The organism is Nonomuraea sp. CX421 (assembly GCF_059358955.1).
This window is the reverse complement of the sequence record NZ_JCADBK010000001.1, coordinates 209,785-225,267: the sequence shown is the minus strand read 5'-3', so window position 1 is coordinate 225,267 and position 15,483 is coordinate 209,785. Positions and strand designations below refer to the sequence as shown.

12 protein-coding genes are annotated in these 15,483 nt (G+C 71.8%); 4 read left to right on the top strand and 8 right to left on the bottom strand.

What is annotated here, in order from left to right; all coding sequences use genetic code 11:
• The 3 genes from AC5L3X_RS01065 to AC5L3X_RS01055 are packed head-to-tail and all read right to left on the bottom strand — an operon-like array spanning window position 1 to window position 3,711.
• Complete coding sequence (locus tag AC5L3X_RS01065; RefSeq protein ID WP_494854436.1) at window positions 1-1,239, bottom strand: acyl-CoA dehydrogenase family protein; 1,239 nt, start codon at window positions 1,237-1,239, stop codon at window positions 1-3.
• A complete protein-coding gene (locus AC5L3X_RS01060; RefSeq protein WP_494854434.1) occupies window positions 1,236-2,816 on the bottom strand; it encodes a class I adenylate-forming enzyme family protein in 1,581 nt (526 codons plus the stop codon). The genes AC5L3X_RS01065 and AC5L3X_RS01060 overlap by 4 nt, the downstream gene beginning before the upstream one ends.
• Before the next feature lies 1 nt (window position 2,817).
• Window positions 2,818-3,711: an SDR family NAD(P)-dependent oxidoreductase gene (locus tag AC5L3X_RS01055; RefSeq protein ID WP_494854433.1), complete on the bottom strand. Its 894-nt coding sequence runs from the start codon at window positions 3,709-3,711 to the stop codon at window positions 2,818-2,820.
• Window positions 3,712-3,871: 160 nt separating this feature from the next.
• Between AC5L3X_RS01055 and AC5L3X_RS01050 the strand changes: the two genes are divergently transcribed.
• The 4 genes from AC5L3X_RS01050 to AC5L3X_RS01035 all read left to right on the top strand — a co-directional run bounded on the left by AC5L3X_RS01050 (window position 3,872) and on the right by AC5L3X_RS01035 (window position 8,035).
• Window positions 3,872-5,023 carry an acyl-CoA dehydrogenase family protein gene (locus AC5L3X_RS01050; RefSeq protein ID WP_494854431.1) on the top strand — a complete coding sequence of 384 codons (1,152 nt, stop codon included), beginning with the start codon at window positions 3,872-3,874 and terminating at the stop codon, window positions 5,021-5,023.
• Window positions 5,020-5,502 carry a flavin reductase family protein gene (locus AC5L3X_RS01045; protein ID WP_494854429.1) on the top strand — a complete coding sequence of 161 codons (483 nt, stop codon included), beginning with the start codon at window positions 5,020-5,022 and terminating at the stop codon, window positions 5,500-5,502. Before AC5L3X_RS01050 ends, AC5L3X_RS01045 begins: the two co-directional genes overlap by 4 nt.
• An 87-nt stretch (window positions 5,503-5,589) precedes the next feature.
• The gene (locus tag AC5L3X_RS01040) at window positions 5,590-6,771 is read left to right on the top strand and encodes an alpha/beta hydrolase family protein (RefSeq protein WP_494854427.1); all 1,182 of its coding nucleotides are present in this window, start codon (window positions 5,590-5,592) and stop codon (window positions 6,769-6,771) included.
• A 115-nt stretch (window positions 6,772-6,886) separates the two neighbouring features.
• The gene (locus tag AC5L3X_RS01035) at window positions 6,887-8,035 is read left to right on the top strand and encodes an amidohydrolase family protein (RefSeq protein ID WP_494854426.1); all 1,149 of its coding nucleotides are present in this window, start codon (window positions 6,887-6,889) and stop codon (window positions 8,033-8,035) included.
• Window positions 8,036-8,251: 216 nt separating this feature from the next.
• Here AC5L3X_RS01035 and AC5L3X_RS01030 read toward each other — a convergent pair whose 3' ends face one another.
• From AC5L3X_RS01030 to AC5L3X_RS01010, 5 genes are read right to left on the bottom strand one after another with little or no spacing between them, the layout of a single operon-like run.
• The gene (locus AC5L3X_RS01030) at window positions 8,252-9,283 is read right to left on the bottom strand and encodes an aldo/keto reductase (RefSeq protein ID WP_494854424.1); all 1,032 of its coding nucleotides are present in this window, start codon (window positions 9,281-9,283) and stop codon (window positions 8,252-8,254) included.
• Window positions 9,284-9,295: 12 nt separating this feature from the next.
• Window positions 9,296-10,438, bottom strand: a complete 1,143-nt coding sequence (locus AC5L3X_RS01025; RefSeq protein ID WP_494854423.1) for a serine hydrolase domain-containing protein — start codon at window positions 10,436-10,438, stop codon at window positions 9,296-9,298.
• Window positions 10,438-13,245 (bottom strand): ABC transporter permease subunit, encoded by a 2,808-nt coding sequence (locus tag AC5L3X_RS01020; RefSeq protein WP_494854421.1) that lies wholly within the window; start codon window positions 13,243-13,245, stop codon window positions 10,438-10,440. Before AC5L3X_RS01020 ends, AC5L3X_RS01025 begins: the two co-directional genes overlap by 1 nt.
• On the bottom strand, window positions 13,242-14,102 hold the full coding sequence (locus AC5L3X_RS01015; protein WP_494854419.1) for an ABC transporter ATP-binding protein: 861 nt from the start codon (window positions 14,100-14,102) through the stop codon (window positions 13,242-13,244). Before AC5L3X_RS01015 ends, AC5L3X_RS01020 begins: the two co-directional genes overlap by 4 nt.
• Window positions 14,099-15,340, bottom strand: coding sequence for an ABC transporter substrate-binding protein (locus AC5L3X_RS01010; protein ID WP_494854418.1), 1,242 nt, complete (start codon window positions 15,338-15,340; stop codon window positions 14,099-14,101). Before AC5L3X_RS01010 ends, AC5L3X_RS01015 begins: the two co-directional genes overlap by 4 nt.
• Window positions 15,341-15,483: the final 143 nt, after the last annotated feature.

Below are 15,483 nucleotides of genomic sequence, written 5' to 3'. Positions count from 1 at the left end.
TCAGCGGTTGGGCGCCGACTCGCGGGGGAGGCCGAGGATGCGCTCGGCCATGATGTTGCGCATGATCTCGTCGGTGCCGCCGGCGATCCGCCGTGAGGGCGCGCTGAGCACCAGCTCGGCCCAGACGTAGGTGCCCCACTCGCCGGTGTCGGCGGTCATCCGCGCGCCGAGGATCCGGCCCGCGAGCGTGCCGATGGCGCGCAGGTTCTCCGAGTCCATCAGCTTGAGGATCGAGGACTCGGCGCCGGGCTCGCCGCCGGCGGCCAGGGCGGCCGCGGCGCGCGCGGCCGTCCACCGGATGACGTCGCGGCGCATCGCGATCCTCGCGAAGTCCTGGCGGATCTGCGGGTCGTCGCCCAGGCCGAAGTGCCCGATCATGGCGAGCAGCCGCTCGACCGGGTCGGACGTGGGCGGCGCGGTGCGGTAGCCCATGGACACCCGCTCGTTGCCGAGCGTGGTCATCGCCACCTTCCAGCCGTCGCCCGGCTTGCCGAGCACATGGCTGTCGTGGACGAACACGTCGTCCACGAACACCTCGTTGAACGCCTCGCCGCCGGTCATCTGACGCAGCGGGCGGATCTCGACGCCGGGGGCGTGCATGTCGATCATCAGCATGGTCAGCCCGGCGTGCTTCGAGGCGCCGGGATCGGTGCGGACCAGCATCTCGCCGATGTCGCTGAAGTGGCCGCCCGACGTCCACACCTTCTGGCCGGTCACCCGCCAGCCGTCGCCGTCGCGTACCGCCCGGCTCTTGACGCCGGCCAGGTCGGAGCCCGCCTCGGGCTCGGAGAAGAGCTGGCAGGCGAACAGGTCCGCCCGGTAGAGCGCGCGGAGGTACTTCTCCTTGACCTCCGGCGTGCCCCACGCGAGCAGCGTCGGCGCGACGATGTGATGGCCGACCACGAAGCACGCTTCGGAGGGGAGCTCGTACGCCTGCGCGACCTCGTCGAACAGCTCCTGGTAGCGCGGGTCCAGGCCGCCGCCGCCGAACTCCGGCGGGCCGGTCAGCCAGCCGAACCCGGCGTCGAAGAGCTCGCGACGGAAGGCCGCGGCGGCCTCGACCATCCGCAGCTCCTCCTCGCGGGTCGGCTCGGCGCCCGCGCTCAGCTCGTCCGGGCCGTTGCCCCAGCCGGCCTCCCACTCGGCGATCGGCTTGGCGTGCGCGTCGAGGAACGCCGTAACGGCCTCCCGGAACGCGAGCTCCGCCGCGGTCAGGTGTTGTCCGGTCTCTTCGCTCACGTTCGCTCCCGCAGCAGACGGTGGAGCACCTTGCCGCTGGCGTTCTTGGGCAGGGTGTCGCCGTGGATTCGGATCTGGTCGGGCACCTTGTACTTCGCCAGGCGCTCGCGGCAGAACCGCTGGATGTCCTCCGCCGTCACGCCGGTGCCCTCCGCGATGACGACGTGCGCCCGTACGGTCTCCCCCCAGTGCGGGTCCGGGACGCCGACGACGGCGCACTCGACGACGCCGGGGTAGGCGGAGAGGGTCGCCTCGATCTCGATCGGATAGACGTTCTCACCGCCACGGATGATCATGTCGTCCTTGCGGCCGGCCAGGTAGAGGTAGCCCTCGTCGTCGAGGTAGCCCAGGTCACCGCCCTTGAACCAGCCGTTGACGACGGCCTGGGCGGTCTTCTCCGGCTGGCCGAGATAACCGCTCATGACCATGTCGCTGCGCGTGACGATCTCGCCGATCTGGCCCACCGGCAGCTCGTTGTCGTCGACGTCCCAGATCTGCAGGTCGATGTTGTAGCCGGGGCGGCCCACCGAGCCCAGCAGGTGCGGGTGCCCGTTGAGCGCGAGTACGTGGTCCTCGGGGGTGAGCACGGTCTGCATGCCCGCCTCGGTGCCGGCCCCGAACCCGTTGTAGAAGTCGCAGTCCATGATCGCCATGGCCCTGGTGAGCAGGTCGGGCGACATGGGCGCGGCGCCGTAGAAGACCGAGCGCAGGGACGCGAAGTCGGCCGGGCTCACGTCCGGCTGCCGCAGCAGCGAGTTGATCATCGTCGGCACGAGGAACACGTCGGTGAGGCCCTGCCGGAACCAGGAGAGCAGCCGGGCCGGGTCCCACTGGGGGACCAGCAGCGACGCCGAGCTCCGGCAGATCGCGTTGAGCACCAGCCCGAGGCCGGCGACGTGGTAGAGCGGAGAGGCGGAGTAGCGGAACTCGTCCCGCAGGAAGCGATACTCCAGGACCGCGTTGGAGGACATGTTCTTCCACATGCGGTGCGACTGCATGACGCCCTTGGGCAGGCCGGTCGTGCCGCTGGTGAAGGCGAGCGCGATCACGTCCTCATCCTCGACCACCGCCGCGGGCAGCTCCCCGCCGTCGGCCAGAGTGCGGACCTCGTCGTAGGAGACGGTGCCCTCGGCGCCCTCGTAGCCGACGACGTGCACGAGGTGCTCCAGCTCCGGCCGCGCCCGCAGCACGTCCGGCGCGTACCGGTCGCCGACGAAGATCCAGGACGCCTCCGCGGTGCGCAGCAACGTCGTGATCTCGGCGGGCGACAGCCGGTAGTTGAGCGGGACGGCGATCGCGCCGATCTTGAACAGGGCGAGGAACGTCTCGACGTACTCCGGCGTGTCGGTGGCGAGGACGGCCACCCGGTCGCCCTGCCGCATGCCCATCCGGTGCAGCCCGCGAGCCAGGCCGTGCACCCGGTCGCGGACCTCGGCGAAGCTGCGCGACCCCGACTCGGTGACGAAGCAGGCCCGTCCCGGGGAGCGCCTGGCGGCCATGTCGATCCACTCGCCGATCTGGATCCTCGACAGGGGGCGGCCGGTGATGCGGTCCGGGCGGGCACGCAGAACCGTCATGTCACTTCCCCAGCATCGCGGCGAGCAGGTTCATCTCGTCCATGCTGTTGCCGGGGACCTGGTAACCGGTGTCGTCGAAGATCTCGGGCAGATGGTCGCGGATGTCCTCCGCGGTCAGCTCACCGTTGAGATAGCCGCGCGTGACGCCGACGAAGACGCGGGCCACGCGCCCGCCGCCCGCGCTGAGCACCTCGCCGGACAGCTCGCACGAGTCGTGACACAGGAACGCCACCGCCGCCGAGACCAGCGCGGGGTCCAGGTGGTCCGCGAGCGGGTTCTCGAAGCCGCTGGTCATGCGGGTCATGGCCACCGGGCCGATCGCGTTGGCGGTGATGTTGTACTTGCGCCCCTCGATGGCCAGCACCTTGATCAGCCCGACCAGCCCGAGCTTGGCCGACGCGTACGACGCCTGGCCGAAGTTGCCCCAGAAACCGGCCGACGACGAGGTCACCACGACCCGGCCGAACCCCTGGTCGCGAAAGAGCGACCAGGCCGGGCGGGTGACGTTGAAGGCCCCCTTGAGGTGCACGTCGAGCACCGGGTCCACATCGTCGGGGCCGGTGTTGTGGAAGGTCTTGTCGCGCAGGATGCCGGCGTTGTTCACCACGATGTCGACCTGGCCGAACGCGGAGACGGCGGTCTCGATCACGGCCCGGCCGCCGTCCTCGGTGGCGACCGAGTGGGTGTCGGCCACCGCGGTGCCGCCGAGCGCCTCGATCTCCTTGACCACGATCGCCGCCCGGTCGCGCTCGGCGCCGTCACCGGACAGCGAGGCGCCCATGTCGTTGACGACCACCCTCGCGCCACGGCGGCCGAGTTCGAGAGCGTGGGCCCGGCCGAGACCACCACCCGCCCCCGTGACGACGGCAACGCGACCGTCGAAGCTGAGATCCACGGTAAGTTCCTCCTTGTTCGCGACGGCTCGCACCAGACCGGCACCAGGCCGACCCCAGACCGGCACCAGGTCGCACGATCGCGCATGGATAGTTACCGCTGTCGTTACGGCTCCGGCCGCTCATGCCGCGCGCCACACCCGCGCCGTACGGTCCGGGGCCATGAGCGAACTTCAACAGCTGGCTGACGCGACCGCGGCATTCACCGGCCTCGCCGAGGAGCACGAGGACTTCCGGGACAGCGTGCGGTCGTTCGTCGAGCGCGTCTCACCGGAGTCGCAGGTCCGCCGCCTCATGGAGACCGACACCGGGTACGACCCGGCGGTCTGGCGGCAGATGGCCGAGCAACTCGGCCTGCAGGGTCTGGCCATCCCCGAGCGGTTCGGCGGCTCAGGGGCGTCCTTCCTCGAACTCGGCGTGGTGCTGGAGGAGATGGGGCGGGCGCTGGTGTGCTCGCCGTTCTTCTCCACCGCGGTGCTCGCCGCCAACGCGCTGCTGCTCTCCGGCGACGAGCGGGCCCAGGAGGACTTCCTCCCGGGGATCGCCGCGGGCGACACCATCGCCACGGTGGCCGTCACCGAGAGCTCCGGCTCCTGGCGGGCCGACGACCTCGCCACGCGGGCGGCGGCCGGGGACGGCATCTGGAGGGTGTCGGGGACCAAGTCGTTCGTCTTCGACGGCCAGGTGGCGGACCTGCTGCTCGTCTTCGCCCGGAGCGCCGCCGGCATCTCGCTGTTCGCGGTCTCCGCCGACGCCTCGCGGCTGACCCGGACGCCGCTGCCGACCATGGACCAGACGCGCAAGCAGGCGGTCCTGGAGCTCGACGGCACCCCGGCCCGGTTGATCGGCGCCGAGGGCGGCGCGGGGCCGGTGCTGGAACGGCTGCTCGACCTGGCGGCGGTCGCCCTGGCCGCCGAACAGCTCGGCGGGGCCCAGCGGTGCCTGGAGATGTCCGTCGAGTACGCGAAGGTCCGCACCCAGTTCGGGCGGCTGATCGGGTCGTTCCAGGCGATCAAGCACAAGTGCGCCGACCTGCTGATGGCGGTGGAGTCGGCCCGGTCCGCCGCCCACTACGGGCTGTACGCCGCCGCGTCGGACCTGCCGCAACTGCCGGCCATCGCGAGCCTGGCCAAGTCGTACTGCTCCGAGGCGTACACGCTGGTGGCGGGCGAGAACATCCACATCCACGGCGGCATCGGCTTCACCTGGGAGCATCCGGCGCACCTGTACTTCAAGCGGGCCACGTCGTCGGCGCTGCTGTTCGGCGACCCCGACCAGCACCGCGCGCGCTACGCGGACCGGGTGGTCGCATGAGCGCGCTCCGGGCGATCGCGGGCGACGACCTGCGCGGCGCGATGGCCTGCTTCGCGACCGGGGTCGTCGTGGTCACCGCGGCCCCGCCAGAGGGCGGCCCGGTCGGCATGGCGGTCAACTCGTTCGTCTCGGTGTCGCTGGACCCGCCGCTGGTGCTGTTCTGCGCGGGGAACGGCTCGACCACCTGGCCCTCGATCCTCGCGGCCGGGCACTTCTGCGCCAACGTGCTGTCGGCCGACCAGGAGGAGCTGGCCCGCGGCTTCGCCCGCAAGGGCGACCGCTTCGCCGGCGTCTCCCACACTCCGGGCATCACCGGCGCGCCCGTGCTGACCGCCGTGCACGCGCACCTCGAATGCGAGATCGTCGACACCCACGAGGCCGGCGACCACACCCTGGTGATCGGCCGCGTGCTCGACCTCGCCCTCGACCAGCGGGCGTCGCCGCTGCTGTTCTACCGCAGCGCCTACCGGCTGTTCTGAGCCGGCAGGCCCCCGACAATCACCCCCCGACCCGGCGCCTGGCGGTCGCCAGGGTGACGTCCGTAGTCCCAGTGCTGAGGAGGACGAGTGGTAGCCGCGATCCGCGACGCCGAATGGTACGCGCAGTTCCCCGACGACTACCGGTGGTCGTACAACGTCATGATCGAGCTCGCCCAGATACCGACCGGCGGCGGCGAGGTCGGTGAGATCGACCGGATCTGCCGCCGCCTGGCCGGTCACGTCGGCGACGACGAGCGGTGGTTCCGCGAGTGGCGGGCCATGGGCGACCAGGTCCGCGCCCTCGCCGAGCGGGCCGTCGGGCTCGGCGACCGCCGCGCCGCCGTGGCCCACTACCGGCGCGCGTCGAGCTACTACTTCGCGGCCGAACGGTTCCGCTTCCCGAAGGACGACGACGCGCTCGACACGTACCGGGCGATGCTGGACGCCTTCCGCAGGGCCGCCGAGCTCGACGACCGGTATCGCGTCGAGTTCGTCGAGGTGCCGTACGAGTCGGGTTCGCTGCCCGCCTTCTTCGTCTCCGCGACGAGCTCGCCCGCCGAGCGCGCGCCGGTCGTGGTGTTCATGAACGGCTTCGACGGCAACAAGGAGCTCAACTGGTTCCTCGGCATCGAGGACCTGGTCGCCCGGGGCGTCTCCGTGCTGTCGCTGGACAGCCCGGGCGTCGGCGAGGCCATCCGCTTCCGGGGCATCCCGCTGCGGCACGACTACGAGGTGGCCGGCGGCGCCGCCGTCGACTGGCTGGAGACCCGGCCGGACGTGGACCCGGACCGGATCGGCGTGATGGCCCTGAGCCTCGGCGGCTACTACGCCTCGCGCAGCGCCAGCATGGAGCCGAGGTTCAAGGCGTGCGTCGCCTGGGGAGCGATCTGGGACTACCACCGCATCTGGCGCGAACGCATCGAGGCCGCGTTCGCCAAGCAGTTGCCGGTCCCCGGCGACCACCTCGTCTGGTCCACGGGCACCACGTCCACGGCGGAGGCGCTGGAGGTGCTGGAGGGATTCCGGCTCGCCGAGGTGGTGCCGAAGATGCGGTCCTCGTTCCTGCTGGTGCACGGGGAGGACGACCAGCAGGTCCCCGTGTCGGACGCCCATCTGCTCTTCGACGCCTGCGGCTCGGCGGACAAGACGCTGCGGATCTTCACCGGTGCGGAGGGCGGCGCGCAGCACTGCCAGATGGACAACCTGTCGATCGCGGTGCCCGAGATCAACCGCTGGCTGGCCGACCGGCTCGGCGCGACCGCTGGATAACGACCGGTTTAACGGCGGGTGCCTACCGTGCTCGCACAGGGGCCGCTCAGATCCGCCCACGACCTCCACACGGCCACCCTCACGTGGCAAGACCAACCATGGAGAGTGCTACATCATGTCAACCGGTAACCCCCGCCCCCTCATCTCGGTCGACTCCCACGTCGTGGAGCCCAAGGACCTCTGGCTCAAGCGGCTGCCGCAGCGCTTCCAGCACCAGGCGCCCCAGGTCCAGTCCACCGACAAGGGCGACTACTTCGTGGTCCCCAACACCGGTATGCCGCCGAAGCCGGTCGGCACCGAGGGCGCCATGATCAACACGAAGATCAACGGTGTGATCACCCGAGCCACCGGCTACCGCTTCGAGGACCAGCGCCCCGGCGCCTACGACCCCGCCGCCCGCCTGATCGACCAGGACAGCCAGGGCATCCGGGCCGAGATCGTCTACCCCGGCTGGCTGATCGTGCACAGCATCCCCGACTTCGACCTCAAGGTCGCCTGCGTCCGCGCGTACAACGACTGGCTGTTCGAGGAGTTCTGCGCCCACGACCCGGTCCGGCTCGTCGGCGCCGCCGCGCTCCCCGTCGGCGACGGCCCGATCGAGCCCGCCATCGAGGAGGCGCGGAAGTGGGCCGCGCGCGGCGCCAAGACCTTCCTGCTGCCGCAGTCGGTCCCCGGCAAGGCGTGGGGCGACGAGCACTTCGAGCCCCTGTGGGCGGCGCTGGAGGAGATCGGGCTGCCCGTCGGGTTCCACCAGGCCGCAGGCCAGGTGGCCATGTTCAACGACAAGACCACTCCCGGCGTGTTCTGGACGACGGCCATCGGCAACAAGATCAGCCTGGGCTGGGTGTTCATGCAACTGGTCTACGGGGCCGTCCCCGAGCGCCACCCCGGGCTGCGGTTCATCCTGGTCGAGGGCGGCATCGGCTGGATCGCCTTCCAGCTCAACACCATGGACCACATGTTCACCGACCACCACCGCTGGACCGTCCCCGAGCTGGCCCTCAAGCCCAGCGACTATTTCAACCGCCAGTTCTGGGCCACCTTCGAGGACGACCGTCCCGGGATCCTCACCCTGCCCATGCTCGACGAGAAGCGCCTCATGTGGGCCGGCGACTACCCGCACACCGAGGGCAACTTCCCGTTCGCCCAGGAGCAGGTCGCGCACGACTTCCAGGGCGTCGACGAGGCCACGGTGGCGGCGATCACCCACGACAACGCGATCGACCTGTTCGACCTGTCGATCCCCGCCCTCGCCCGCGCCTGACGGGACCTCTTGACCTCCGGCGAGAGACCGGACACGACGCGAGCGGCCAGGTGATCCCGGGCCGCTCGCGTCGCCGTCCGCCGGAACGACCGGTCCGGACCCGCCGCGCGGATGGGGCCGGACCGGTCGAACTCTCTCCGGATGTGGCGGGGCCGGTCAGACTCTGTCCGGGTGTGGCGGGGCCGGTCAGACTCTGTCCGGGTGTGGCGGGGCCGGTCAGACTCTGTCCGGGTGTGGGCGGAAACGTGGGCCACCGAGCGCTTCGTACCAACCGGCGACCTTGTCACCGGGCGGGGCCACCGCGTCGATCGCGGCCAGGTCCTCGGCGGTCCACTCGATCGCCAGCGACTCCGCGCACGAGTCGAGGTCGGCCAGCCGCTCCGGCCCGCACAGCGCGCTCGTCACGCCGGGCTGCCGCACCACCCAGGAGTAGGCCAGCTGGGCCACGGTCACGCCGTGCCGCGCCGCGATCTCCCGCAGCACGTCGAGCACGTCGAACACGGCGTCGCTGAACCTGTCACCGGCGAAGCCCGCGAGCACGCCGCCCGCGCCGTACCTGCTGCCCTCGGGTGGCGGCTCGCCGCGCCGGTACTGCCCCGTGAGCACCCCTCCGCCGAGCGGCGCCCACGGGTTGACCGCGAGCCCGAACGTCGCGGCCATCGGCAGCAGCTCACGCTCGACCCGCCGGTCGAGGATGTTGTACGGCGGCGTCTCGGCCACGATCCGGTTGAGCCCGAACTCCTTGGCCACCCACAGCGACTCGACGACCTCCCACGCGGCGGACGTGCTCACCCCCAGGTAGCGGACCTTGCCCGCGCGCACCAGGTCGTCCAGGGCGCGCAACGGCTCGTCGACCGGCGTGCCGGGGTCGAACCGGTGCAGCGTGAACACGTCGACATGGTCCGTCTGCAGCCGCCGCAGGCTCTCCTCGCACTGGCGGATCAGATGGCGGCGGCTCACGCCCCACCCGTTGGGGTCGTCGGGATCGACCGGCATGTACGCCTTGGTGTTGATCACCACCCGGTCACGCCGGGACGACCTCGCCAGGTTGGCCCCCACGACCGACTCACTGCGCCCGGGGGCTCCGCCGTAGTTGTTGGCCGTGTCGAAGAAGTTGACGCCGAGGTCGAGCGCCCGGTCGATGATCCGGGCCGACTCGGCCTCGTTGGCCCGGTCGCCGAACATCCAGCACCCGAGGCCCAGGGCGCTCACCCGCACGCCGGTCCGCCCGAACGGCCGATACTCCATCGCGGTCACTCCTCACTCCACGCCCGCGACCGCGCGCACGGCGTCGGCCAGCGGGACGAACGGTTCGGCGCCCGGCGCGGCGCCGAGGAACATCCGGTTGTGGGTGATGACGACGGCCAGCCCGCTCGCGAGGTCGGCCCATCCCATCGATCCGCCCACCCCGGCATGGGCGAGCACCTGGGTCGACCGGCCGAGCAGCGGGTCGGCCGGCGGGGACTCGCCGCCCAGCCAGAAGCCGCCGGTGCCGATCCAGGTGGGCGCCTGGTAGACCTCGTCGAACTCGCCCGCGTTCGGCCGTGGCCAGGTCAGGGCGAGCAGGCGGCCGGCCGAGAGGTAGCGGCGGCCGCCGAGTTCGCCGCGGTTCGCGAGCAGGCTGAAGAACCGCGCGCCGGCCCGGGCCGACATCACCGCGCCGGCCGCCGGGACCGACGACGACCGGAACCGGGGGTCGTTCCAGCGGTCGGCGTCCGGACGGATCTCCGGCGGCATCGACAGCAGCGGCACCCCGGTCATCGGAGCGCGCTTCGGCGGGTTCGGCCCCCAGGTCAGCCGGGCGACCCGAGGCTCGTGCTCCGCCGGGAGCACGTCCCAGACGTCCTCGGCGCCGATCGGCAGGCACAGCTCCTCGCGCAGGAACCGGTCGTACGGGCGGTGCTCCGGGTCGGTGCGGCGGACGACCTCACCGAGGATGTGCCCGAAGCTGATCGAGTGGTACATGGAGCGTTCGCCCGGCGGGTGCAGCGGTTCGACGCCCGCGAGCCAGGAGGTGATCGCGTCCCAGTCCGCCAGTCCGGCGGCGTCCAGGTCCGGCGGCATGTGCGGCACACCGGCGCGGTGCGTGAGCACGTGGCGGACGGTGATGCGCTCCTTGCCGCGCTGCCCGTACTCCGGCCAGTACGTCGCGATCGGCTCGTCCAGGTCCACGAGCCCCCGTTCGCACTGGAGCTGGATCGCCGTCGCGAGCAGCGCCTTGCTCACCGAGAACACGGGGAACAGGGTGTCGCCGTCGACCGGCCGGCCGTCGCGCGGGTCGGCGACGCCGGTCCACGCGTCGACGATGAGCTCGTCACCGAGGTAGGCGGCGACCTGCACGCCGACCTCGCCCAACTCGACGGCGCGGGCGAGCGCCTTCTCGATCCGATCGTCGGACCTCATCACTCGACTTCCTCTCTCTTCCGCACGCTCTCGTTCCGCGCTTCGACGGACTGCGGCTCGACCTCGTGCGGCTCGACCTCGTGCGACTCGACCTCGTGCGACTCGGCGCCGTGCGGCTCGGTCACCTGGGGTGCGGCCTCCCGCGATTCGGCGTCCGAGGACTCGTCGCCGAGGTACGCCGCGATGACCCGGGGGTCCCGGCGCACGTCGCCCGGTGTCCCCTCGGCGATGACCCGCCCGCGTTCCATCACGATCACCCGGTCGCACACCCGCATGACCAGCTCCATGTCGTGCTCGACGACCAGCACGCCCATGCCGCGCTCGTCGGCGAGCCGCCGGAGCAGCACGCCCAGCTCGGCCGACTCGGTCGAGCTCAACCCGGCCGCCGGCTCGTCGAGGCAGAGGATGGACGGCTCGGCGGCCACCGCGCGGGCGATGCCGACGAGCCTTCGCCGGCCGTACGGCAGCTCGGTGGGCAGCCGGTCGAGGTCGGGGCCGAGCTCGAACAGCTCGACGGCGGCGAGCGCTCCCGCGGTGAAGGCGGTCTGGCGCGGCCAGACCAGGTCGGTCACGTAGGCGCTGCCGGACCGCGCGTCGACCGACGCCTTGAGGTTGTCGGCCACGGTCATGTCGTCGAAGAGTTCGAGGCTCTGGAACGACCGGCCGATCCCTTCGCGGACCCGGCGGTACATCCGCATGGACCCGATCGGCTTGTCGCCGAGCGTGACCGTGCCGGCCTTCGGCCTGGTCGCGCCGGTGACCGCGTCGATCAGGGTCGTCTTGCCCGCGCCGTTCGGCCCGATGAGGCCGACGATCTCACCCGGCCCGACGTCCAGCGAGGTGTCGTCGACCGCGACCACCCCGCCGAAGGCGACCGTCAGCCCCTGACCCCGCAGCACCCGTTCGGGCACCCGGCCGGCCGGGGCCGTCGTGGCCGTCACCGGGGCCCGGCGGGACCGGCGCGGCAGGTGGAGGTGCCGGCCGAGGCCCTCCGCGGCCCCGTCCGGCCGCGCCTGCAGGTACCAGATGGACAGCACGCCGCCCACGAGGGCGATCCACAGCGGCGTCGTCGCGCTGTCCGAGTCGAGCAGCGTGGAGATGAACCCGCCGGGATGCCCGAGCACGCCGAGGAACGGGCCGGCGATGTAACCGATGCCGCCCAGGACGACCTGGGAGAGCCCCAGGATCGAGTCGAAGGCCGCGAAGCCCCGCTCGAACACCATGGTCGGCTGCCGGAACACCACGAGGATTCCGCCCAGCGCGGCGATCGCCGCCGAGAGGGCGAACGCGTAGAGGCGGACCCGCCACGGGTTCAGCCCGACGGACTCGGCCGCCCGCTCGTTGGTGCGGACCGCGATCATGCGGCGTCCGACGCGACCGCGCCGGACGTTGGCGACCACGAGACCGGCCAGCACGAACGCGACCAGGCACACGATCGCCCACCGCTCGGGATGGGCGAGCGAGTCGACCCGCCAGCCGAACACCGTCAGCGGGTTCGGCAGGGGTACGTAGGCGCCCGAGTACGTCGGGTTCTGCAGCAGCACGCCCTGGATCGCCACGGCGGAGCCGAGCGTGGCCACCGCGAAGTTCACGCCACGGGTGCGCAGCAGCGGCACGCCGAGCAGCGCGCCGACGACGAAGGTCGCGACCAGGCTGAGCGCGATCGCCGGCAGGAACGGCATCCCGGTGCGGGTCAGCAGCAACCCGGTGATCACCGCGCCGATGCCGGCGAAGCTGAACTGGCTGAGCGACAGCTGCCCGGTGTAACCGGTGATGACGACGCTGGACAGCAGGATGATCCCGTACGTGCAGGTGATCGTCATCGCCGTGACGTACGACAGGTCGAACACCGCCGTGAGCAGCACGATGGAGCCGCCGACGAGCGTGAGGAGGACGAGCGGGCGGAGGTGACCGTCGCCGACCTTCGGCCGCCGCTCGACGATGGCCGTGCGGATCCGCTCGCCCCCGCCGCGCCACACCATCACCAGCACGATCAGCAGGAACGGCACCGCGTCCGCCCAGCCGGGCGTGGCCACGTAGCGGGTCACCTCGGCCTGCGTCACCCCGATGAGCAGGGCGCCCAGGTACGTCAGCGGGAACGAGCGCAGCCCGCCGATCAGCGCGGCGGCGAGCGCCGGGACGATCAGGTGGGTCAGCGTGACGATCTGCACCCCGACGATCGGGGCGAGCAGGACACCGGCGACACCGGCGAACACCGAGCCGACCACCCAGTTGGTGGTCGCGATCCGGACCGGGGAGATGCCCAGCGCCGCCGACGCGATCGGGTTCTCCGCCTGCGCCGAGGTGGCCAGCCCGAAGCGGGTCCGGCCGTAGGCGGCGGTGAGCAGGGCGACGAGCACGGTGGCGATGAGGAAGGTGATGATCCGGTCCTGGCCCAGGTGGATCCCGAACAGCGACACCGGATCGGTGGGGAAGAGGGGCTGGACGATGCGCTCCTCCGCGCCGTACCTCAAGGTCAGCGCCGACTGCACGACGACGAGCACGATCAGCGAGACGCAGGTGCGGCTCAGCGTCGACGTGCGCGCCATGCGCTGGATCGCCAGCCGGTAGGTCAGATAGCCGCACAGCGCGGCGGCGAGCAGCACGCCGGGCACCGCGAGCACGGGCGAGAGCCCCTGGCCCGCGTTGAGCTCCCAGTAGGCGAACGCCGCCACGGTCCCGACGATGCCGTGGGAGAAGTTGATGATCCCGGACCCGCGATAGGCGATCACGATGCCGAGCGCGGTCAGCGCCAGGAGCGAGCCCGAGGACATCCCGACCAGCGCGAGCTGGATGGCGCCGTTCATGGTCCGTGGCCTCCGATCGGGGCCGTGGGGTCGTCGGCCGCAGGTTCGTCGGCCACGGGTTCGTCGGCCACGGGTTCGTCGGCCACGGGTTCGTCGGCCACGGGTTCGTCGGCCACGGGTTCGTCGGCCGAGGCCGACAGATAGCTGGCCTCGATCTCGGCCAGTCGCGATCCCATCTCGGCGGCCGTGCCCTCGATCACGATCTCTCCCCGCCGCAGCACGCAGACGCGGTCGGCCACCTGGAGGGCGCGCTGGACCCGCTCCTCGACGATGAGCACGCCGACGCCTCGGTCGGCGGCGGCGCGCAGCCGGGTGAGCAGCCGGGCCACGATGAGCGGGGCCAGGCCGAGGGTCAGCTCGTCGGCCAGCAGCACCTTCGGCGAGCCGGCCAGCGCGCGGGCCAGGGTGAGCATCTGCTGCTCGCCACCCGACATCAGTCCCACCTTGCGGTCCAGCAGCGGCTCCAGCTCGGGCATCAGCGCCAGGCTCTCCTCGACGCCGCCGCGGCCGAGCCGGAGGTTCTCCCGGCAGGTGAGGCCCATGAAGACCGAGCGGTCCTCGCAGATCAGCGCCACCCCGGCGTCCGCCCTGCGATGCAGCCCCTCCGGCGCGGGCCGGCCGTCGAGCAGGACCGAGCCGGAGATCGGGGTCAGGACCCCGGCCAGCGCCAGCAGGGTCGTGGTCTTGCCGGCGCCGTTCGCGCCCAGCAGCGCGACGATCTCGCCCGGACGCACCGCCACCGACAGCCCTTTCAGCACGGGGAGGTGGCCGTAGCCGACCTCGAGGCCGGCCGCCTCGAGGATCGGCCCGGCCACCGGGCGGGATGCGGCTCCCGCCCGGTCCCCGGTCTGGATCACCCGTTCTCCTTGACGGCGTCGAGCACGCTGAACGGCTCCGCGGCCGGACCGTAGGTGCCGTCCTTGACCGTGTAGGTGACGACGTTGGTGTTGAGGATCCGGCTGAAGTCCTTGATGCCGAGCGGCGTGGTGAGGTCGAGAGCCGGTCCGACGCCCGTCTCGACGGAGCTGAGCGTGCCCAGCGCCTGCTGCACGGCCTTGGCGTCGATGGGGCCCTGGACGGATTCGGCGGCCGCCTTCACCGCCGCCACCGCCGACCACACGACCACGCCCGCCGAGGTCGGCTTCGCGTCCGGCTGGTACTTCGTCATCGCGTCACGGAAGGCGACCATGCCCGCCTCGTCGCTGTTCACCGGCAGGAACGAGTCGGACAGCAGCACGCCCTCGGCGGCCTTGCCCACCTGGTCGATCAGCGCCTGGGTGAGCGACGCGGCGGCGAGCCCGGCCTTCACGCCCGGCGCGCCGGCGCCCAGCGCCGCGATGGCCTTGCCGGCCTCGCCCGGCGGGAGCGCGATGACCACGCAGTCGGCGCCGTTCGACACGACCTGGGCGACCGGGGCCCCGTAGTCGGCGTTGGTGGTCGGCACCGCGATCTTCGCGTTCAGCTTCATGCCGAGCGACTTCAGCCCGGCGTCGGCGAAGTCGGCCGAGGCGATCGAGGACGGCAGCGACTGCGTGATCGCGTCGACCTTCTTGCAGCCGTAGGTCTTGACCAGCCCGATCGCGGCCCCGCTGAACGACACCGGCGTGCCGCCGGGGATCGGCCAGGAGGCCGCGCTGGTGAACTCCAGCGGGTTGATCGGGTGGCTGAGCAGTGGGATGCCGGCCTGTTCGAGCACCGGCACCATGCCGCTGCCGCCGACGGACAGGCCGCCGATCACGGCGATGGCGCCCTGGGCGACCGCCTCCTGAGCGCACTTCGCGCTCACGTTGGGGTCGGCCTGGTCGTTGCAGACCGTCAGCTCGACCTTGCGACCGGCGATGCCGCCGGAGTCGTTCACCGCGGACACGGCGGCCTCGATCGCCGCGGCCTGGTCGGGGAACCCGACGGATGGCGCGGACACGGTCAGGATGCCGACGAGCTTGAGCGGATCCGCCCCGGACGAGGCGGCGGGTGCGGCGGCGGACGAGACGTCGTCCGCGGATGAGCACGCTGCGGTAAGTGCCAGCGTGGACGCCACCACGGCGACGGCTGCGAGCCGTCGAGGGCGGTGGGCGCGGGAGGTTCTGTTCGTCATGGCGATGGTCCCATCGGCTGGTCACGGTGTTGGTCCCCCGACGCGGTAGGGGGGAGCGTGGTCGCGCTCTGTTACCCGTGGCATTACCGACCGCGACGGCGGGCCCTCGATAACAGATCACCCGCCCGGCGCCCGAGCCGGCA

Excerpts from the sequence above, each read along its gene's own strand:
- AC5L3X_RS01030 (WP_494854424.1), bottom strand. The coding sequence starts at position 9,283 with ATGGAGTATCGGCCGTTCGGGCGGACCGGCGTGCGGGTGAGCGCCCTG.
- AC5L3X_RS01045 (WP_494854429.1), top strand. The coding sequence starts at position 5,020 with ATGAGCGCGCTCCGGGCGATCGCGGGCGACGACCTGCGCGGCGCGATG.
- AC5L3X_RS01025 (WP_494854423.1), bottom strand. The coding sequence starts at position 10,438 with ATGAGGTCCGACGATCGGATCGAGAAGGCGCTCGCCCGCGCCGTCGAG.
- AC5L3X_RS01020 (WP_494854421.1), bottom strand. The coding sequence starts at position 13,245 with ATGAACGGCGCCATCCAGCTCGCGCTGGTCGGGATGTCCTCGGGCTCG.
- AC5L3X_RS01060 (WP_494854434.1), bottom strand. The coding sequence starts at position 2,816 with ATGACGGTTCTGCGTGCCCGCCCGGACCGCATCACCGGCCGCCCCCTG.
- AC5L3X_RS01035 (WP_494854426.1), top strand. The coding sequence starts at position 6,887 with ATGTCAACCGGTAACCCCCGCCCCCTCATCTCGGTCGACTCCCACGTC.
- AC5L3X_RS01010 (WP_494854418.1), bottom strand. The coding sequence starts at position 15,340 with ATGACGAACAGAACCTCCCGCGCCCACCGCCCTCGACGGCTCGCAGCC.
- AC5L3X_RS01050 (WP_494854431.1), top strand. The coding sequence starts at position 3,872 with ATGAGCGAACTTCAACAGCTGGCTGACGCGACCGCGGCATTCACCGGC.